This window comes from Thiocystis violascens DSM 198, assembly GCF_000227745.2.
In the GTDB taxonomy this organism is placed as follows: Bacteria; Pseudomonadota; Gammaproteobacteria; order Chromatiales; family Chromatiaceae; genus Chromatium; species Chromatium violascens.
The window spans coordinates 1,033,584-1,053,461 of sequence record NC_018012.1 but is presented as its reverse complement, the minus strand read 5'-3'; the positions used below and the strand labels follow the sequence as shown (position 1 = coordinate 1,053,461).

Below are 19,878 nucleotides of genomic sequence, written 5' to 3'. Positions count from 1 at the left end.
TCCCGTTGCTCAAGTCCCGCCAACCTGCGACTGACGACAACGTTTGTTGGTTTCTTTTCCGTCAACCAAAGTGACGATCATGGCCAAACTCTTTGCAGCAGCGGATTCCGCGACCAGTGTCTCGGGACCGCCCTCCGCAGGCGATTATGCGACCGACAGTCTCTTTCGGGGGATTGCCTGGTTCAGCGCCTTTCTCATCATCGTCCTGACCGGTTATATCCTCTGGGAGATCCTCCGCGAGGCTTTTCCGGCCATCCAAACTTACGGACTCGGCTTCATCACCGGCACCACCTGGAACGTCAACAAGGCCGAGTTCGGCGTACTGCCCGAGATCTGGGGCACCCTCTACAGCTCGCTGCTCGCGCTCTTCCTCGGCGGGATCTTCGGGATCGCCATCGCCATCTTCCTAACCCAGGATTTCATCGATCATCGCCTGGCCACGGTCTTCCGCACCGTCATCGAGATGCTCGCGGCGATCCCCTCGGTCGTGTTCGGACTCTGGGGCATCTTCGTGCTGATCCCGCTGCTCAAACCCGGCGCCGAGTGGCTGCACAGTCAATTCGGCTGGTTCCCGCTCTTTAGCACCGACCTGGCCGGTCCGGGCATGGCCCCCGCCGCGCTGGTGCTGGCGATCATGATCCTGCCGACGGTGGCGGCGATCTCGGTCGACGCCTTCCGCCGGATTCCCTACAAGGTCAAGGAGGCCGCCTATGGCATGGGCACGACCCGCTGGGAGGCGATCCTCAAGGTGATGCTGCCAACCGCCTCGTCCGGCATCCTCGCCGCGCTGGTGCTGGGTTTCGGGCGCGCGCTGGGCGAGACCATGGCGCTCGCCATGCTCATCGGCAACGCCAACCAGATCAGCCTGTCGCTCTTCTCCCCGGCCAATACACTCGCCTCCCTGCTGGCGTCGACCTTTCCGGAGGCGGGTCAGATCGAGGTGCAGGCCCTGATGTACGCCGCCCTGGTCCTGCTCGTCATCACCTTCATCGTCAATGTGGCGGGGCTGGCCGTTCAGCAATACACCATCCGCAAGTTCGAGGGTAAGAAATGAGCGACTTCGACCTCACCATGCCGCCCGAGGCGGCCCGCCCCACGCCGCGACTCACCCGCCAGGGACTTGAGGTACGGGCGCTACAAAGCGGCGTCCTCACCGGTTTGACCTGGCTCGCCGCGGTGCTGGCGTCGGTGCCGCTGTTCTCCGTGATCTATCTGCTCCTGGTGCAGGGCGGGAGCCGTCTGTTCGGGAGCGACTTCGTCGAGGTCATCACCGGTCTGCCCCCCGCCGGTTTCGAGCTGGGCGGCGGCATCGGACCGGCCATCGTCGGAACCCTGGCGATGGTCGGCATCGCCTCCGTCATCAGTATTCCCATCGGCATCCTGGCGGCCATCTATCTCGGCGTGCTCGACCCGCATAGCAAGATGGCCAACACCTCCCGGTTCCTCGCCAAGGTGCTGACCGGCTTTCCCTCGATCATGGCGGGCGTCTTCGTCTACGCGGTGCTGGTCATCCACTGGGGTTATTCGGCCTGGGCGGGCGGTATCGCGCTGGCGGTGCTGATGCTGCGCACCGTGGTCCTGGCCGCCGAGGAGGCGATCTCCCAGGTGCCTCAGCGTATGAAGGACGCCGCCTATGGCATGGGCTGCACCCGCACCCAGGTGATCTGGAAGGTGGTGCTGCCCACCGGCTTGCCGGGCATCCTGACCGGTGTCTTGCTGGCGGTGGCCGGCGCGGCGGGCGAATCGGCGCCGCTGCTCTTTACCGCGCTCTTCAGTAATTACTTTATCTCCGAGCTGTCGGAGCCGACCGCGTCGCTCTCGATCCTGATCTACAACTTCTCCGGCATGCCCTTCCCCAACCAGATCGAACTGGCCTGGACCGCGTCGCTGGTGCTGGTGTTGCTCGTGCTGGTGTTCAACATCCTCGCGCGCCTGATCGGCCAGCCCAAGGTTTGACTTCATTCTCCCAAGGTACTCAAGCATGAACGCAGTAGCAGAGTCGGTCTTCGTCGCGCAGCCGTACCAGGCCGCGGGCGACATCATCATCGATTGCAAGGTGGACAAGATCTTCTATGGGGACTTCCTCGCCGTGCGCGATAGCACGGTGCCGATCGAGAAGAAGAAGATCACCGGCTTCATCGGCCCCTCCGGCTGCGGCAAGTCCACGGTGCTGCGCAGCCTCAACCGCATGAACGACCTGATCCAGGTCTTTCGCTTCCTGGGCAGCGTGTTGTACCACGGACAGGATGTTTATGCGGCCAAGGTCGACCCGGTGCTGGTGCGCCGTTACATCGGCATGGTCTTCCAGCAGCCCAACCCCTTCTCCATGAGCATCTATGACAACGTCGCCTTCGGGCTGCGGCTCAACCGCTTCAAGGGCGACATGGACGAGCGGGTGCAGAAGGCCCTGGAGCGCGCGGCGCTGTGGAAAGAGGTCAAGGACAAGCTCAAGAACAGCGGGCTGTCGCTCTCCGGCGGTCAGCAGCAGCGTCTGTGCATCGCGCGCGCCATTGCAACGGAGCCGGACGTGCTGCTGATGGACGAGCCCTGCTCGGCGCTCGACCCCATCGCCACCCGTCAGGTCGAGGAACTGATGCTGGAGCTGAAGGAGAACTACACGCTGGCGCTGGTGACCCACAACATGCAGCAGGCGACCCGCGTGGCGGACACCACCGCCTTCTTCTCGGTCGATATCTCCCACGGCGGGCGCACCGGCTATCTGGTGGAAATGGGGCCCACCAGGCAAATCTTCGAGGATCCCAGGGAACGGCTCACCAAGGACTACATCTCCGGCCAGTTCAGTTGAGACGCTCCCAGGAGACATCATGATGGGCAAGAACGCATTGGCGGGCGTGCTACTGGCGCTGCTCGCCGCCGGACTCCCGGGCCTCGGCGTCTCCGACGAGACGGCCGACACACTGACGATCGTGGGCGCGGGCGCCACCTTCCCCGCGCCGCTCTATCAGCGCTGGATCATCGACTATCGCCAGGTTCGCCCGGATCGGATCTTCACCTATGACGCGGTGGGCAGCGGCGAGGGCGTCAGCCGCTTTCTCGCTGGCACGGTGGACTTCGGGGCCAGCGACGCGGCCCTGTCCGACAAGGATCTGGCGCGGGTCGACCCGGAACGCGGCGCGATCATGATCCCCATGACCGCGGGCATGGTGGTACTCGCCTATAACATTCCTGGCGTGCTTGAGGGGTTGTCCCTGAAGCGGGATGTCTATCTCGACATCTTCGCGGGCCGCATCCGTACCTGGGACGATCCGCGCATCCGCGCCTCGAATCCAGGTATCGCCCTGCCGAACAAGGCCATCGTGCCGGTGGTCCGGCGCGATTCGAGCGGCACCACCTTCGCCTTCACCAATCATCTGGGGGCCATCGACCCCTGGTGGAGCGCCGAGGGGCCGGGGATCGGCAAGCTGATCGACTGGCCGGGCAAGGCCATGACCGCGCGCGGCAACGAAGGCGTCGCCCAGCGCGTCAAGATCACGGATGGCGCCATCGGTTACATGGAATACGAGTTCGCCGAACGTCTAGGAATGCCAGTCGCCATCCTGGAGAACCGCTCCGGCCTTCCGGTGATGCCAAGCCCTGGCGCGGGCCAGGCGGCCCTGGCCTCGGCAAGCGAGATCCCCGAGGATCTGCGCCTCTTCGTTCCGGATCCGGAGGGCGCCGAGGCGTATCCGATCGTCAGCTATACCTGGATCCTGCTGAACGAGCACTATGCCGATCCGGCCAAGGGTACCGCGCTCAAGGACGCTCTGACCTGGGGGCTCGACCAGGGCCAGGTGGTGGCGCGTGATCTGGGCTATGTTCCGCTGCCGGAACCCATGATCGCGAAGGCCAGGGAGGCGCTCGCGCGCGTTCGATAGGGTTGGATTTCAGCCGTGTTGGGGGATAGGGGCGCCAGGGACGGCGCCCCTTTCGTCTTGCCGGGTCCGAGTCGCGCAAGGCCGCGTGATCGCCCCGTCCATTGATCGGTTGGCGCCCGCGCCCCAGGAGCCAGGAGTGTCGAAATCCCGCCTCGACCTGTCCGCCATCGAAGCCTCACTGCGCGCGGTCCAACGCGATTTCGCGCGGATCAACGAGAGCCTGGAGACCCCGCGCGACCCGCTGCGGGACGAGGTGGTGGACAACCTGCTTGCCGGCTACGACTATGTCGGTGAGCTGCTCGCCGCTGACATCGACCCGCTCGCGCGCGGTAACTCCAGACATCTGTTGCAGCTCAATCTGCTGGTGCTCTGCGGGGCCAGCGATCTGGCCTTCGAGGATTGCGCGCCCCACGCCCAGGAGACCGAGCGACGCTTCTACAACGACTCCAATCCCGGCGGTGTGCGGTCATTGATGAACTATCTGGCCGATCACAAGGAGGACCGGGTCTGTCGACGTGCCGCCGGGGTCTTCATCCAGATGCTCTCCGCGCCCCAGTTGTTCATCGAGGGCAACCACCGCACCGGCGCCCTGGTGATGAGTTACCTGCTCTGCCGCGAGGGCCGTCCGCCCTTCGTCCTGTCGGTCGGCAACGCTAAGGCCTTTTTCGACCCCGCCTCCCTGGTCAAGGGTTGCCGCAAGCGCAGCCTCGCCGCGCTCCTGGAGATACCCAAGTTGCGCAAGCGCTTTGCGGCTTTCATCGAGAAAGAGACGGATCGGAGATCGACGGAGCGGCGCGGCAGCGACCGCCGCGTTTCCGATCGGCGAGCAACCGAGCGGAAACCGAAGACCGGTTAGGGGGTATCTGGCGCATGATTCGTCCGGATTTTTCGCTCCATTAGACCATACTGAGAACTGCTGATCGCGCGGGTATTTGGCGTACTAAATCAGTATATAAGCGTTTTTTTCTTTTGCTCGACAAGGATCATTCATGTCGATAAGAATAGGATGAGATGGGAATTGATCGACGCCGTTTGAAGCGACGAACTTTAAGCGACGATGGCTGAATCGAACCTGGAGTCTGCATATGGCACGTATCGTTATCCTTGGGGCGGGTATTTCCGGCCACACCACTGCCCGATACCTGGGCAAATGGGTTGGGAAAAAGCATCAGATTATCGTGGTCTCGCCGAATTCCAAGTGGAATTGGATTCCGTCGAATATCTGGGTGGGTGTGGGCGAAATGACGGAGCGTCAGGTGACCTTCGAACTTGCCCCGATCTACAAAAAAATCAACGTGGATTTTCGTCAGGCCAAGGCTCTGTCGATCAACCCAGAAGGCGATGCCGAGCATGCCAGTCCCTTTGTGACGGTCGAATACACGGAGATGTCGCGGGCCGGGCAGACCGAGGCCATCGAGTACGACTATCTGGTCAACGCCACCGGTCCCAAGCTGAATTTCGGCGCCACGCCCGGCTTGGGGCCCGAAGGCGGTCATACCGTGTCGGTCTGCACGCCCGGCCACGCGCTGGAGGCGAACTCGCAACTGCAAAAGAACATCGAGGCGATGAAGGCTGGCGAGGAGCGCACCTTTGTCATCGGCACTGGGCACGGCATGTGCACATGCCAGGGCGCGGCCTTCGAGTATATCTACAATGTCGACCATGCCTTGCGCGAGGCGGGCGTGCGCGAACGCGCGCGGCTGGTCTGGATCAGCAACGAATACGAACTGGGCGATTTCGGCATGGGCGGCGTGCATATCACCCGTGGCGGCTATGTGACCAACGGCAAGGTGTTCGCCGAGTCGCTGATGGTCGAGCGCGGCATGGAATGGATCACCCGCGCGCACATCACCAAGATCGAGCCGGGCAAGATTCACTACGAACTGCTCGACGGCACCTATCATGAACTGGACTTCGATTTCTCCATGCTGATTCCGCCCTTCTCGGGGGTCGGTCTGAAGGCGTTCGACAAGTCTGGCGCCGACATCACCGATCAGATCTTCGCGCCCAACGGTTTCATGAAGGTCGATGCCGATTACGCTCCCAAGCCGTTCGAGGAGTGGAGCAAGGCCGATTGGCCCAGAACCTATCAGACGCCGAAATACAAGAACATGTTCGCGATCGGCATCGCCTTCGCGCCGCCGCATCCCATCAGCAAGGTCATGAAGAGCCCCAACGGCACCCAGATCAGCCCCACTCCGCCGCGGACCGGCATGCCCTCGGCGTCCATCGGCAAGGCCGTGGCGGAGAGTCTCCGCGACATGCTCAAGGGCGCGCCGGAGCCGACGCATTCCGCCTCCATGGGCGAGATGGGCGCCGCTTGCCTGGCCTCGACCGGCTCGGATATCTTCAACGGCACCGCCGCGACCATGACGGTGTTCCCCGTCGTTCCGGATTACGAGACCTATCCCGAATATGGACGGGATATGAACCTCACCTTCGGCGAGATCGGGCTAGCGGGGCATTGGATGAAATACATTCTTCACCATGTGTTCATCTACCAGGCCAAACTCCGTCCGGGTTGGTCCATTCTTCCGGATTGAGGCGTTTTCCGTTCATCTTTAAAGTGAGGCAGAGACTTATGGCCGCCAAGAACAAAGAGCCCTATCAGCAGGCGTACTATCCGCCGGTGCCCACGAAATGGGTTCGTTACATGCGAACCTCCTTCATCTGGCAGTTTTACCGTTTTTGGGTGATCAATCTGAAAATCCTCAAGCTGTTGATCAAGTCGCATAATTGATCGCGGTTTGTTCATGCATGATCGGCATTCTCGGCGGAACCTTCGATCCCATCCATTTCGGGCATCTGCGTCCGGCATTGGACTGTCTGCAGGGACTGGGTCTCGCCGAGGTGCGCTTTATCCCCTTGAATGTCGCCGTGCATCGTCCGCAGCCTCAGGCGGCGGGTGCGTTGCGTTTGCGGATGCTGGAGGCGGCGATCGCGGGGCAGCCCGGCTTCGTGGCGGACGCACGCGAGTTGGAGCGCTCGGGCGGTTCCTTTTCCTATGACACCTTGGTCTCGCTGCGCGCCGAATTGGGTCCGCGGGTGCCGTTGTGTCTCTTGGTGGGGGCCGATGCCTTCGCGGGCTTCCAGTCGTGGTATCGGCCGCTCGGGATTCTTGAGTTGGCGCATCTGGTTGTCATGCGCCGGCCAGGTCATGGCTCGGTCGCGGACCCGTTTCTCAGAAACCTGTATCTGGAGCATGGCGGCGATGATCCGGCGTCCCTGGCGGCGGAGCCGGGCGGTCGCATTCTGTATCAGGATGTCACGCAGGTTGCGATTTCATCGACGCGTATTCGGCAATTGGTCGCGCGAGGTCTGAGTTCGCGCTATCTTCTGCCCGATGGGGTGCTCGCGCTGATCGAGCGTGAGGGGCTCTATCGATCGGTCGGTTAAATGGATGGGTTCGCATCCATACTTGTTTTTCTTTTTTGAGCAGCGGAGACCGCATGCAACTTGAGCAACTTCGGCAATTAGTCGAGGAAACGCTGGCCGATATGAAGGCTCGCGATGTGAATGTCATGGACGTTCGCGGCAAGACGGCCATTACCGATTATATGGTGGTCGCGTCCGGTACCTCGGACCGGCACGTCAAGGCCATCGCTGAAACCGTCGCCTTTCGGTCGAAGGAAGCGGGCGAAACGCCCCTGGGAACCGAGGGCGTTGCCGAGGGCGAATGGGCGCTGGTGGATCTGAACGGTGTCGTCGTTCATGTGATGCTGCCGAAGGTGCGCGATTTCTATAACCTGGAGCGTCTCTGGTCCACGCCCGCCGCGGAGCCGATGATGGCGGCGAGTTCGGTCTGAGTTGGAACGCATGGCGGGAGTGGATGCGGTGGATTCTATCGGCGCTCGGGAGACCGCTGTGCCGATCCTCGCGCTGGTTGCCGCGGTTGCAGAGAATGGCGTCATTGGTCGCGACAATGCCCTGCCTTGGCGTTTACCGGCCGATTTGGCGCACTTCAAGCGCTTGACTCTGGATAAACCCATCGTCATGGGGCGGCGTACCTGGGAGTCGCTGCCGGGTCTGCTGCCGCGACGACGGCATATCGTTCTGTCTCGCAACCCGGATTTTCGGGCGGACGGTTGCACGGTCGTTGCCTCGCTCGATGCGGCCGTAGCAGTCGCGGGCGGCGTTCCCGAGTTGATGATTGTGGGCGGTGCCGCGCTGTATACCGAAGCACTGCCGCGCGCCAGCCGTCTCTATCTGACGCTAGTCCATGTCCGGGTCGACGGCGATGCCCTGTTTCCGCACTGGGATCCGACGCAGTGGCACGAGGTGACTCGAATCGAGCACGCCGCCGATGCGCGTAATGCCTTTGCCATGACCTTTTTGGAACTCCGGCGCAGGCTGTGAGTGCGCTACGTATAACAACCGACTCGCCATCCTGCTGCTCGGGCTCGGAGCGTGAAGCCATTCGTGGTTCGAGTGCCTCACCACGAACGGCTTCAGGCGGGGCAAGTGCCTCACCATGAACGGCTTCAGGCGGGGCGAGTGCCTCACCACGAACGGCTTCAGGCGGGGCGAGCGCCTCACCATGAACGGCTTCATGGCGGGGGCGAGTGCCTCAGTCCCCGATGTCGATCTCGTGCATGTCCAGCAGGGTCTGACTGGCGCCGGCGCGTCCGCCGAAGACCCGGATATCTTCTTGGACGAGTCGCCAGCAGGTGTCGTCGAGGTTGGCGCGGGGACCGTCGATCACGACCTTCAGGTAAAGGTCGGGTTCCAGCAGGCAGAAGCAGAGACGCAGTTCGATCGGGTCGGGGGTTTCCGGGGACTGGCTATACAACTCCAGGGTGAGCTCGAACGAGGCGGTGGCCAGACGCGGACGCCGGGTCTCGATCCGTGTCAGCGCGCAATGCGGATGCTTGCAGCGTCGCCGGAGCGCGTAGCCCAGCTCGCGGTCGCAGAACACGCAGATGGCCCGTTCGATCTCGGCCAGATGGCGCTGTGCCTCACGCAGGCGTTGCGGGGTTTCACTGCCGTCGCGCAGTTGCTGGCGCAGCACGCGCCGGAGCCGGTCGAAGGCTTTCGGCAGCGTGCCGCTGTGAAAGCCGCGGCGCAGGAGTCCGCGCATGGTCTCGCCATGTCCGCCGATGATGGCGGGTTCGATGGGGGCGTCCGGGAGGTCGGCGCGGCGCATTGCTTGCAGACCGGGGCGGGCACCGGCGGCCGGTCCCAGGGCGGGATGATTGGCGGCGTAGAGCTTCCAGTTTTCCTTGAGTTCCCAGACCAGGAATCCGGCCAGGCCGGGCAGGAGGAGGACGGTGAGCGTGACGAAGGGATAGGCGATCCATTTGGGCAGCAGGGTTTCGGTCACGGTAAACAGAAAGCTGGTGATAACCGGAAAGAAGGGGAGCATCACCTTGTGACCGATGGTGACCAGCGGAAAGTGCTTAATGGGGTTGACCTGGGGTTCGACCAGGACCGTGACGTAGAATTGAATCAAGGCTTCCAGAAAGCGCCAGACGGGTATCAGTACGGCCTTGATGGCGAGTTTCAGCCGCGATTCGCCCAGCCGATGGCTCAGTAATTCCTCGATCCAGTGCAGGCCCTGCTGGAAACGCCGGGTGATGTCCTTGAAGAACTGCATGAGTTCGCGTACCAGTCCCAGAATCAGGGTCTGGTTCGCTAGTCGAAGGAAGCGGCCGACGGTGCTGATGGCGTCGTCCAGCAGGTGACGCCCGGCGGGGGTGTTGCGCACTAGGGTGCCCAAGGCCAGGGCGAGCGCGAACAGCGAGATGCCAGGCTCCACCGGCGAGCCTTCGAGCAGGCTGGCGATGCCGAGAAATGGCAACACCAGCAGTGCTCCGATCACAAAGGGCCGCAGCAGGTTGCGGTCCAGTCCCCGGACCAGACTGGTTTCGAGAAGCGCGATGATCGGCTGCCAGCGCATGAAACGTCGCAGACCGTCATAGAACAGCAGTCGCAGCCCCCACCAGAGTCCGCGCAACAGGGCCAGAGCGCCCTGTCGTAGCGAATGCGTGTAAGCGATGGCGTTGATGAGCAGGCCGACGCCGCCGATGAGCCAGGGCGTCGTCAAGTCGAGGTCGGATGGATGGTGGGTGATCAGACCAATCAACACGTCCAGGGTTTTAAGTCCCAGAAAGGCGAGGCCAAAGGGCAGGATCAGATGACGCAGGAGCAGCCGGCCCAGCGGGGTGCCGAACAGCGGTGCGCCCAGTTGCTGCAAGCCCTTGAGATAAAACTCGCCCGGTTGATAGACGCCGGGCAGCGCGTGCGCGGCCAGACGATCAAAGCGCGCGAGCCGGTCGCCGCGCAGCAGTTCCGCAATGGTGAAATCCGGGAGCCGCAGGACGTTGCGGGCGAGAATGTCTCGAACGTCGGTGAATTTCAGATGCCGTCGGTGTTCGATGACATCCAGGAGTTCGCGCAGCAGCTTGTGCGCGGCGACCTCCTCGCGGTGATTGCCGGGGTTGAATCCGGCGTCCTGGAGCGCGCGCTTCAACAGAGGTTTGAGCGGCTTCTCCAGGTGGACGGTGAGCCGCCTGGAGATCGCGTGCAGCGGCTGGCTGAAGCGTTCGGCGTCCGCCGTGGGCCAGCCGAGTTGTTCCAGCCGGTTGAGTCCAGTGTCGAGCGCGCGCAGCGCCTTGAGATTCGCCTGGAATGGCAGGATCTGGCGGAATCGGAGCCTCCCGGCGCTCAACAGCCAGTGGAAGGGCCGAAATCGGTAATAGGTCGTGCGGCTTTCCAGCAGCACCCGCTCCAGCGTCAGCAGCAGGCTGTGCGCGGGCCAGGCGCGTGGTGAATCGAGCAGGTCGGCGCCCAGCCGTCGCGCGAGCACCCGCAACTCATGCGCGCTGTCCGGCGCGAGCTTCCATTTGGCCGCCAACTGATTGGAGAGCGCCTCTTCGGCGCCGAGTCGACGTTGGGTCAAGGTCCGCCTGACCTGCTCGGCTTCTGGGGCGCAGGGCTCGCCCATGGCTTGAAAACGTAACTGCGCCGCGGCCAGTTGGTCGATGGCTGCGCCATAGCGGTCGCTGAGTTCGGCGCGCTGGGCGGTGCGCACGGCATGGCGGAACAGGATCAGGTACAGCTCCAGCCGGATACCGCTGGCGATCAGAGTGGGCGAGCCGCGTCGTCGGAACAGGGTCGGAAAGGCCAGTAACAGATCCAGCAGGGGGGCGAGGAAACCCAGAAGCGCGTCGCGCAGATGAATCCGCCAGTCATGTCGCGGCAATTGCAGACCCTGGCGGAGCGCGGCCAGACAGCGCGCTTCAAGCGGCGGCGGCACGCCCGGAGGCCGTTTGGGCAAGTCCGGATCGGGCGGATTCAGGCCAATCTCCCGTAGGTCTTCGATATCCTCCGCGACGCGTGCCGCGTGCCGCCCTTCGATGGCGAGTCGATGGGGCACGAAATCAGGATCCGAGCGGGCATAGGACAGATCGCTTGGCAGAAGCGGCACCTGGGAGGGATGGCCGCAGCGCGGCTCGGGACAGGTTCGTTCCAGCAGCGGGGGGAGCGGGTGACCGGGCCGCGCCGCCGGCAGGTCGAGCCCGCTCGCCGCCATCCAACGATCCAACTCCGCCCAATCGTGGACAGCCGGAAAAAAGAAACCGCGCGCACCGGGGCAAAAATAGCGCAGGCGGGTGACGAAGGCGACGAAGCCCCGGCAGACGAGCGCATCCTCAAGTCCGGCCGGGATGACCCCATCGCGGGTCAGGAGATCGCGGACCTCGGCGCAGGCGGGCGCGCCGATCAGATCCCGTAGCGCCTCCGGGCCAAAGGCGTCGCGATCCTGTCGCGTGTCGCGGGCCGACTGCCAGGCGCGCGCGATCTCGCCCTCGAAGCGTCGCGCCCAGTAATCGCGCAGCAGACGGGTAAAGCCGGCGGCGTCGCGGCGTTGTTCCACGGGCATCGGCAGCAGGATGACATGATCGGGCAGTGTCAGCCCCTCGATGACGGCCAGCGCCTCCGGGTTTTCCGATTCCAGACCGGTCAGGAAGGCGGGAGAGGGCATCAGGTAATAGCCGAGATCCGGGATCGGCCCCTCGTGATCCCGCGATTCCAGGTGTTCCGCGATCAGTCGTTCCATGGCGCGGGGATGGAAGAGAAACACCCCCTCCGCCGGCTTGAAGACGAGCGAGCGAAAAAGCCTGGCGGTGGATTCGGCTTCAGTGGGCGGCGACTGGACTGACACGGGTCGGTGGGCTCGATTCGAGTGATCTGGAGAAAAACCCTTGATCCAGGCCGTGGGATGCGCCGAATGCGACGATGATCGGGCACGGGATCAGGGGTATATTGGGAGCAATTCGCCAACACATGGCGAACAGGATCATAGCACGCGGTCGCTTTGCGCCATTCCGACGACCGATGACTTTATCATGAGGCAAATTCGCCTCTTCGAGATGACAGGGAGCGATGACTGTCGATCATGCACTATCGAGTCTTTTATCTGTTTGACCGGTCCGGAGAGTCCGTCTCGTCGGCCAGCGCCGTGGAGATGAGTGTCCGTTCGATCTGCGAGCAACTGCTGCCCCGTCTGCAATGCGAGGACGATTATCTCGGAATCATCGACGCCGAGGAAAACATCATGCAGATCCTGTGCGAATTCGAGGCCAATCGCTATTGGGTCGAGTTGCCGCTCGACGCGGCCAAGGCGTCCTATGGGCGATACATGGATCTCGATCACTTGCGGGAGTTGCTGTTGGGGTTGCCGGCGGTCTTCGACCGTCAGGACATTCCCGGGCTGGAATACCGCCCTTGGTAAGTCAGGGCGCGGCCGGCGGCGTTTCCTTCATGGTGCCGCGCACCAGCCGGATCCGACCGCTTTGGATCTTGCCGGGGCGGTAGGGACTGCCGGTAAAGAAGCTAACGCTCCAGGCGCGGTTCAATCCACCCGTGTCGGAAGAGGATGACCAGAAAAGAGATGCCGGAGTATTGGGAAAAACCTGCGGATTGATCGCGGGCGAGACATGGCATTTTTCGACGATGCTGAGCAGTTCCTCGCCTGTTGGCAGCCGCCAGCCGCCCTCCAGGGCCGTCGCCATTCGAGTCGCCTTTTCCCAGGTATAGGCTGTGGGTTTGCCATCGCAGAGGTTGGTCGTGCCATTCCAGGTCTGACCCCGCCCGCAGCGTTGCCATTCGAGTGTGGTGCGTTCATGGCGAATCACGCTGCCATCCTCAATGGCGACGAACTCCGTGGACGGGGCGGTTTCGGGTTGGCCGCCGACGCAGGCATCGGTCGCGCTCGGGATGTCCGCCGCCAGGGTTGCGTGGAGTGGCGTCAGCAGTAGCAGGATCGTCAGGCCGCCGCGCCGGGATTGGTTGCGTGAGTACATGCTTCAGTTTTACCTCGTCGGTCGTCCGGTTCGACCGGGCGCATTCTGCCTTGAGCTTATCCCCGGATGGAGGTCGGCGCCATGTCTCGTCGGTTCGTTACGCTGGTTTCGTGGGGCTTGTTCTGGATGGCGCTGCCGTTGGCCTGGGCCGGGGCGGTTCCCGATCTTACGGTCGCCGCGCCTGTCGAGGCGGCGGCTGACCGGGCGCCAAGCGTCCCCGATCCGCTGCGATCCTGGGTACCCTGGGTTCTGGAGTCTGGCCCGGACGGCGTGGATCGGCGCGCTTGTCCCCTCGATCCGGGCGACGGCGGATCTCGCTGCGCCTGGCCCGGTCGTCTGGAACTGGATCTGACCGCCGGAGGCGGGCGATTCGCGCAAACCTGGCGGGTGTTCGCCGAAGACTGGGTGCTGCTGCCGGGCGACGCCGATGTCTGGCCTCAGGATGTTCGGGATGGCGGAAACGCGCTGCCGGTCGTGCTGCGCGACGGGCGGCCGGCGGTGAAGCTGGGGGCGGGCGAGCATGCGCTGACCGGGCGTTTCCAGTGGCGGCAACGCCCGGATGCGCTGGCGGTTCCGCCGCTCACCGGATGGCTCGCGCTCACCCTCGATGGCGTCTCGCGTCCGCTGCCGCGACTGGAGCCGGGCGGGCGGCTCTGGCTGCGCGATCCGGGCGCGTCCCAGACGGACGGGGAGGGCGACCGGCTGCGTCTGGAGGTCGCGCGCCGGATCGAGGACGATCTGCCGCTACGGATTCTGACCCGGCTGGAACTGGAGGTCTCGGGCCGCGCCCGCGAGGCGCGACTGGGGCCGGTGCACCTGCCGGGCGGGGTGCCGTTCGCGATCCAGAGTCCGCTGCCGGCGCGTTTGGAATCGGACGGCATGCTGCGGATCCAGGTCCGGCCCGGGCGCTGGGTGCTGGAGGTGGCGACCTATCACAGCGGCGCGGTGACGTCGCTGTCGCGCGGAAGCCTGCCGCCGCCCTGGCCGGAGCAGGAAGTCTGGGCCTTCGCCGCACGTCCCGATCTGCGTCAGGTCGAGTTGACCGGGCTGCCGCTCGTCGATCCGCGTCAGACCCGCATCCCAGAGGAGTGGTCGCGCCTGCCGGTCTATCGAATCGCGTCGGGCGAGACCCTGACGCTGGTCGAACAGCGGCGCGGCGACCCGGACCCGGCGCCGGATCGGCTGACCCTGGAACGGAACCTCTGGCTGGATTTCGACGGTGCCGGTTACAGCGTCCAGGATCGGATCAGTGGCGAGCTGACCCGCACCTGGCGTTTGGAAGCTGGCGCGGGACTGGATCTTGGACAGGTCCAGGTCGCGGGGACACCGGTGCCGATCAATCGTCTCGACGACACCGGCGCGCTCGGGGTGGAGGTGCGGCGCGGCCAACTGAATCTGGTGGCGGACGGACGCCTGGAGGCCGCGCCCAACCGGGTTCCGGTTTCGGGCTGGGCGCTGGCGTTCGATGCCGCGCAGGCCCATCTGCATCTGCCGCCGGGCTGGGATCTGCTGGCGGTCTCGGGTGTCGATAACCTTCCAGATAGCTGGTTCGCGCGCTGGACGCTGCTCGATCTGTTCCTGGTACTGATCCTGACGATCGGGATCGGTCGACTCTGGGGTTGGGGCTGGGGCGCGCTGGCGCTGGCGGCGCTGGCGCTGACCTGGCAGTCGCCGGGTGCGCCGCGTCTGGTCTGGCTGCATCTGCTCGCCGCCGTCGCCTTGCTGCGACTGCTACCCGCCGCGCCGACTCCGGCGGGAGCGGCTCCGGCTGGCGTCCAGCGGCTGCGCGGACTGGTCCAGTGGTATTTCCGTCTGAGCCTGTTGGCGCTGTTGGTGGTGGGCCTGCCGTTTCTGGTCTCGGAGGTCCGCAACGGACTCTATCCTCAGCTCGAACGCGCCCCCTGGGCGAGCCTGGGCGGGATGACGGGTGGCCTGACGACGGCGTCTCCAGACACCTTCATGGATCCCAATCAGCCGGCACCCATGCTTCAGGGGATGGCGGACGAGGCGGAGGTTGTCATGGAACCGGCGCGGGAGGGACGGCGGAAAATGCAAAATTATCTTTCCTCCAGCGCCTCGCCCGCTTCTAGTCCGCTGGACATCATCGATCCCAATGCGCGGGTGCAGACCGGTCCCGGTATCCCGGACTGGCGCTGGCACCGCTTCGACCTGGCCTGGACCGGCCCGGTGGAGCAGAACGGGCAGGCCCGTTTGTGGCTGCTGACGCCGGGCTGGAACCTGGCGATCTCGCTGCTGGGAAGCCTGCTGCTGGTGCTACTTGGGTTGCGCCTGGGCGGTCTCGTCCCGAAACGCGGGCGGTTGGGCGTCGGCGTGGTGCTCTTGCTGGCGCTCGGTCTCGGGGCGGGGGTCAACTCCGGGCAGACGCTGGCCAGCGATTTGCCGTCTCCCGAGCTGTTGCAGGAACTGCGCGAACGACTGCTCGCGCCGCCCGACTGTCTGCCGCACTGTCTGGAACTGCCATGGTTGGCCGTGCACGCCGAACCCGCGCGTCTGACGCTGGAACTGACCCTAGATGCCGCGGCGGCGGTCGCCGCGCCCGTGCCGGGCGGCGCGGGCGGCTGGTCGCCGACCGACATTCAGCTCGATGGCGTCCCACTGGATCCGGTGAGTCGCGACGCCGACGGTCGACTGCTGGTTCCGCTCGCGGCGGGGCGTCACCGACTGCGGCTGACCGGCCCGCTGCCGGCGCGCGATCAGGTGGATCTGCCGCTGCCGCTGACGCCACGACAGGTCGAGGTACAGGCCGACGGCTGGCGGGTCGAGGGACTGGACGCGGCGGGGCGGCCCGGTTCGCAGCTCCAACTGATCCGGCTCTCGGAGTCGGGCGTGCGGGACGATCGTCCCTTGAGTCAGGACGCCCTGCCGCCGCTGCTGCTGGTCGAGCGCCGGTTGCGGATCGGGCTCGACTGGCGGGTCGAGACCCGTGTGCAGCGTCTGTCCGCGCCCGAATTCCCGATCCTGATCCCGGTGCCGCTGCTGCCCGGCGAATCGGTCCAGACGACCGGCGTGCAGGTCGAGGGCGGGCGGGTGCTCGCGGGTCTGGCGCCCGGCGCGACCGAGCTGAGCTGGACCTCCAGTCTGGATCCCGTCGCCGAACTGACCTTGAGCGCCAGCGCGGATCCCCGCCTCGCCGAGGCCTGGCATCTGGATCTCGGCCCGATGTGGCATCTGGAGCATCGCGGCATTCCGCCGGTTCACCGGCGTGGACCGTCCGAGCGCTGGCTGCCGGGTTGGCGTCCGCTGCCCGGCGAGACGCTGACGCTGAACTTGACCCGACCGCTCGGCGTCCCCGGACCCACCCTGACATTCGACCGCGTGGACTACCAGGTTGCGCCGGGGCGGCGGGGGAGCGACGCGGAATTGACGTTGAGGGTGCGCAGCAGTCAGGGCGGAACGCATGCCATCCGTCTGCCCGAGGGTGCCGAACCCATCCGCTTCAGCGCCGACGGGCGCAATCTGCCACTGCCGGCCGCGGGTGGCGATCTCGAACTTCCGTTGGTTCCAGGGACGCAGCGGATGCAGGTCTCTTGGCGCGAATCGCGCGTGCTGGAAGTCGGTTTTACCCCATCGGTTCCCGATCTGAGGAACCCGGCGGTCAACCTGAATCTCGCGTTACGTCTGCCCGACGATCATTGGGTGCTGTTCGCCACCGGTCCCGGCATCGGCCCGGCGGTGCTGTTCTGGAGCCTCCTGCTAGTCCTGGCGGGTCTGGCGGCGGCGCTCGGTCGCAGTCGTCTGACCCCCTTGCGGATACCCGACTGGTTCCTGCTCGGCGTCGGGCTCAGTCTGGCGCAGGTCTGGGTGGTGCTGCTGGTGGCCGGCTGGCTGTTCGCGCTCGGACTGCGCCAGCGGCTCGATCAGGGGAAGAAGGCATGGCGCTTCAATCTGATCCAGCTCGGTCTGGTCCTGCTTACCCTGGCCGCGCTGGCGGGGCTGCTCGGCGCCGTTCAGCAGGGTCTGCTGGGGCGTCCGGAGATGCAGATCATGGGCAACGGCTCGACCGGAACCCTGCTGAACTGGTATCAGGATCGAGGCGGCCCGACGCTGCCCGAGGTCTGGGTGTTCTCGGTGCCGATGTGGATCTACCGTGCCCTGATGCTGGCCTGGGCGCTCTGGCTGGCCTTCCGTCTGCTCGACTGGCTGCGCTGGGGCTGGGCGGGGTTTTCCAGCCCGCAACTCTGGCGCGAAGGTCAGCGGGCGAAGGACGCGCGCGGCGCTGCTCGAAAAGAGCCCTTGACCCTGGACGTGGAGTAAGGTGATTTACTGAAAACAATCTGCCCACGGAGAGGCTGTGAATGGACAGGATGAACAGGATTTCGCAGGATTGACAGGATTTCGTAATAGCTTGTTTTTTAATCCTATTAATCTTGAAAAATCCTGTTCATCCTGTCTGTTTGAAACCTTGGGTTTGGTATGAATTTTCCTGGAACTTGCCTAACTCGTGTTCCCCCGCGCAATGTCCCCGGGCCAGCCGCCCTGGGATCGCCGACTTGTAGTCGGCGGTCACGGAATACTGACGTGCTTCCATCAAACCGCCTCCCCTAACGACCACACGCGCGTCCTGACCTAGATCAAGGAGCTGTCCACCACCAAACCACAAAATCACGCCATCTCAACCCCTTCAAGCAGGCCCCGCATGATCGCCGCCATCACCGATTCCTTCACCCAGGACCACCACCGCTGCGACCATCTCCTGGCCGCGACCGAGGCCAGCATCGGCTCCGGAGACTGGTCCGCCATCGAGATGGCGGCGACGGCGCTCGTCGACGCGATGAACCGCCATTTCGCGGTGGAGGAAGACGTCGTCTTTCCCGCCTTGGCCCGCGTCTTTCTGGTCGCGGAAAATCCCATCGAAATCATGTGTAGCGAACACGCGCAGATGCGCCAACTCTTCGAGGAACTCGGCGATGCCGTCGCCGCGCGTGACAAGACCGCCGTTCTCGGCCTCCTGGAAACGCTGCATTTCCTCGTGCAGCAGCACAATTACAAAGAGGAGGGCGTGCTCTATCCCATGGCCGACGGCGCGCTTCGCGAGCAGGCGGCGGAGATGGCCACCCTACTGACCCATGTCTGACCCGACGATGACAAGCGCCCCCATCCTGGATGTCCGTCGACTGGCGCCGCCCGAGCCGATGGAGCGGATTCTCGACGCCCTGGCGGATCTGCCGACGGGCGGGCGCGTTCGGGTGCTGCACCGGCGCGAGCCCTTTCCGCTCTACGATTTGCTCCGGCGCATGGGCTACGGATGGCGGACCCAAGGCGCGGAAGACCGTTTCGAGATTCTGATCTGGGCGCTCGATGCGCCGCCCTCCCAGGCGGAACTGGACGAGCGGATCCCATGTTGAACACCGCCGGACTGAGCCTGGATCAGGCCCCGCCGATCGGGGTTCCCTTCGCCTTTTTCCTGACCGCTCCGCTGTTTGCCGTGGCCGCTGGCGGCCTGCTGCTCTGGCAGGGCGAGCTTGTTCTGATCTCGCGCTGGACTCCGCCCGCGCTGGCCGTGACGCACCTGATCGCGCTGGGCTTTCTCACCCAGATCATGTGCGGCGCACTCTTGCAGATGCTGCCGGTGCTGGCCGGGTCGCCGGTGCCTCGGGTCGTCCTGGTCGGTCGCGCGACGCAAGTCCTGCTGATCCTGGGCACCCTCTCGCTCAGCGCGGACCTGTTGTGGGGTGGCGCTGCCTGGTTGACGCTGGGCGGCGGGTCGCTCATGGCGGGTCTGACGATCTTCGCCACGGCGGCGGGGAGCGCGCTGGCACGCGCGCGGGGCGTCAGGCGCACGGTCGTGGCCATGCGTCTGGCGCTCGTCGCGCTGCTCGTCACGCTGCTGCTCGGCGTCCTGCTGGTGGTGGCCCTGCTGGGCGGGTGGCGGGTGGCGGGATTCGTGGATTGGGTGAATCTGCATCTGGCGTGGGGTCTGTTGGGCTGGGCCGGCCTGCTCATCATGGGCGTGGGTTATCAGGTCGTCCCCATGTTTCATGTCACGCCCGCCTATCCGGATTGGCTGATGCGCTGGGCGGCACCCCTGGTCGCGGTCGTGCTGACCGTGGCGAGCGCCCTCACGGCGAATGGGCAGGGCGCCGCGGCAACCGGGTGGATGGGGCTGAGCACACTCTGCTTCGTCGTCTTCGCGGGCGTCTCGCTAGACCGCCAGCGCCGCCGCGAGCGGCCGCGCCTCGATGCCACGTTGCTCTACTGGCGGTCGGCCATGATCTCGGCGCTGCTCGCGGCGGCGCTCTGGCTCGCGGGCGGACGGGCCGAACTGGTGGGCGTGCTGGTGCTGATCGGCGTCGGCGTCGGGCTGCCGAGCGGCATGCTGTTCAAGATCGTGCCCTTTCTGAGCTGGTTCCATCTCCAGCATCGTCAGGTGGCGACGCGCCGCTTCGATGTCCGCGTGCCGCACATGCATACCTTTATCCCCGAGGCGCCAGCGCGGATTCAATTCGGGCTCTATCTGGTGGCGCTGCTGGCGTTGGTCGCCGCCGCAGCCCTGCCGGCGTTCGATGTGGCGCCCGGTGTCGGAAAAAGTCTGGCGCGCCTCGGCGGTCTCGCGCTCGTGCTGTCGTCGGGCTTTCTGTGGTTCCTGCTGGCGCGGAGTTTCTGGCGGTTCCGAGGCTTTGGACTTTAAGGGAAACGCTTTAACTCTTTAATTTATTAATCATTTAAACTGCGTCCGCTCT

General features: G+C 64.8%; 17 protein-coding genes. 15 read left to right on the top strand and 2 right to left on the bottom strand.

Annotation, left to right across the window (positions count from 1 at the left end):
- Window positions 1-79 precede the first annotated feature (79 nt).
- The 10 genes from pstC to THIVI_RS04685 all read left to right on the top strand — a co-directional run bounded on the left by pstC (window position 80) and on the right by THIVI_RS04685 (window position 8,231).
- A complete protein-coding gene (gene pstC / locus THIVI_RS04725) occupies window positions 80-1,054 on the top strand; it encodes a phosphate ABC transporter permease subunit PstC (RefSeq protein WP_014777492.1) in 975 nt (324 codons plus the stop codon).
- Window positions 1,051-1,956 carry a phosphate ABC transporter permease PstA gene (pstA, locus tag THIVI_RS04720; protein WP_014777491.1) on the top strand — a complete coding sequence of 302 codons (906 nt, stop codon included), beginning with the start codon at window positions 1,051-1,053 and terminating at the stop codon, window positions 1,954-1,956. The genes pstC and pstA overlap by 4 nt, the downstream gene beginning before the upstream one ends.
- Before the next feature lie 25 nt (window positions 1,957-1,981).
- Window positions 1,982-2,806: a phosphate ABC transporter ATP-binding protein PstB gene (gene pstB / locus THIVI_RS04715; RefSeq protein WP_014777490.1), complete on the top strand. Its 825-nt coding sequence runs from the start codon at window positions 1,982-1,984 to the stop codon at window positions 2,804-2,806.
- A gap of 19 nt (window positions 2,807-2,825) precedes the next feature.
- A complete protein-coding gene (gene pstS / locus THIVI_RS04710; protein ID WP_014777489.1) occupies window positions 2,826-3,875 on the top strand; it encodes a phosphate ABC transporter substrate-binding protein PstS in 1,050 nt (349 codons plus the stop codon).
- Window positions 3,876-4,011: 136 nt separating this feature from the next.
- The gene (locus tag THIVI_RS04705; RefSeq protein WP_014777488.1) at window positions 4,012-4,731 is read left to right on the top strand and encodes a hypothetical protein; all 720 of its coding nucleotides are present in this window, start codon (window positions 4,012-4,014) and stop codon (window positions 4,729-4,731) included.
- A 229-nt stretch (window positions 4,732-4,960) separates the two neighbouring features.
- Window positions 4,961-6,418: an NAD(P)/FAD-dependent oxidoreductase gene (locus THIVI_RS04700; protein WP_014777487.1), complete on the top strand. Its 1,458-nt coding sequence runs from the start codon at window positions 4,961-4,963 to the stop codon at window positions 6,416-6,418.
- Window positions 6,419-6,456: 38 nt separating this feature from the next.
- On the top strand, window positions 6,457-6,615 hold the full coding sequence (locus THIVI_RS25045) for a hypothetical protein (RefSeq protein ID WP_014777486.1): 159 nt from the start codon (window positions 6,457-6,459) through the stop codon (window positions 6,613-6,615).
- 17 nt (window positions 6,616-6,632) lie between these two features.
- Window positions 6,633-7,271 (top strand): nicotinate-nucleotide adenylyltransferase, encoded by a 639-nt coding sequence (nadD, locus tag THIVI_RS04695; protein ID WP_014777485.1) that lies wholly within the window; start codon window positions 6,633-6,635, stop codon window positions 7,269-7,271.
- Window positions 7,272-7,324: 53 nt separating this feature from the next.
- Window positions 7,325-7,681, top strand: coding sequence for a ribosome silencing factor (rsfS, locus tag THIVI_RS04690; RefSeq protein ID WP_014777484.1), 357 nt, complete (start codon window positions 7,325-7,327; stop codon window positions 7,679-7,681).
- A 10-nt stretch (window positions 7,682-7,691) separates the two neighbouring features.
- Window positions 7,692-8,231: a dihydrofolate reductase gene (locus tag THIVI_RS04685; RefSeq protein ID WP_014777483.1), complete on the top strand. Its 540-nt coding sequence runs from the start codon at window positions 7,692-7,694 to the stop codon at window positions 8,229-8,231.
- Window positions 8,232-8,442: 211 nt separating this feature from the next.
- Here THIVI_RS04685 and THIVI_RS04680 read toward each other — a convergent pair whose 3' ends face one another.
- Entirely contained in the window at window positions 8,443-12,036 is a 3,594-nt protein-coding gene (locus THIVI_RS04680) for a sulfite exporter TauE/SafE family protein (protein WP_014777481.1), read from the bottom strand.
- 234 nt (window positions 12,037-12,270) lie between these two features.
- Here THIVI_RS04680 and THIVI_RS04675 point away from each other — a divergent pair, with 234 nt between their 5' ends.
- Window positions 12,271-12,606 carry a hypothetical protein gene (locus tag THIVI_RS04675; RefSeq protein ID WP_014777480.1) on the top strand — a complete coding sequence of 112 codons (336 nt, stop codon included), beginning with the start codon at window positions 12,271-12,273 and terminating at the stop codon, window positions 12,604-12,606.
- A gap of 1 nt (window position 12,607) precedes the next feature.
- Here THIVI_RS04675 and THIVI_RS04670 read toward each other — a convergent pair whose 3' ends face one another.
- Window positions 12,608-13,177, bottom strand: a complete 570-nt coding sequence (locus tag THIVI_RS04670; protein ID WP_014777479.1) for an Lcl C-terminal domain-containing protein — start codon at window positions 13,175-13,177, stop codon at window positions 12,608-12,610.
- 81 nt (window positions 13,178-13,258) lie between these two features.
- Between THIVI_RS04670 and THIVI_RS04665 the strand changes: the two genes are divergently transcribed.
- From THIVI_RS04665 to THIVI_RS04650, 4 genes are all read left to right on the top strand, one after another.
- A complete protein-coding gene (locus THIVI_RS04665; protein ID WP_014777478.1) occupies window positions 13,259-17,452 on the top strand; it encodes a hypothetical protein in 4,194 nt (1,397 codons plus the stop codon).
- 382 nt (window positions 17,453-17,834) lie between these two features.
- On the top strand, window positions 17,835-18,272 hold the full coding sequence (locus tag THIVI_RS04660; protein WP_014777476.1) for a hemerythrin domain-containing protein: 438 nt from the start codon (window positions 17,835-17,837) through the stop codon (window positions 18,270-18,272).
- Window positions 18,273-18,279: 7 nt separating this feature from the next.
- Window positions 18,280-18,543 carry a DUF2249 domain-containing protein gene (locus THIVI_RS04655; protein WP_014777475.1) on the top strand — a complete coding sequence of 88 codons (264 nt, stop codon included), beginning with the start codon at window positions 18,280-18,282 and terminating at the stop codon, window positions 18,541-18,543.
- On the top strand, window positions 18,537-19,826 hold the full coding sequence (locus tag THIVI_RS04650) for a hypothetical protein (RefSeq protein ID WP_014777474.1): 1,290 nt from the start codon (window positions 18,537-18,539) through the stop codon (window positions 19,824-19,826). Before THIVI_RS04655 ends, THIVI_RS04650 begins: the two co-directional genes overlap by 7 nt.
- The last annotated feature ends 52 nt before the right edge of the window (window positions 19,827-19,878 follow it).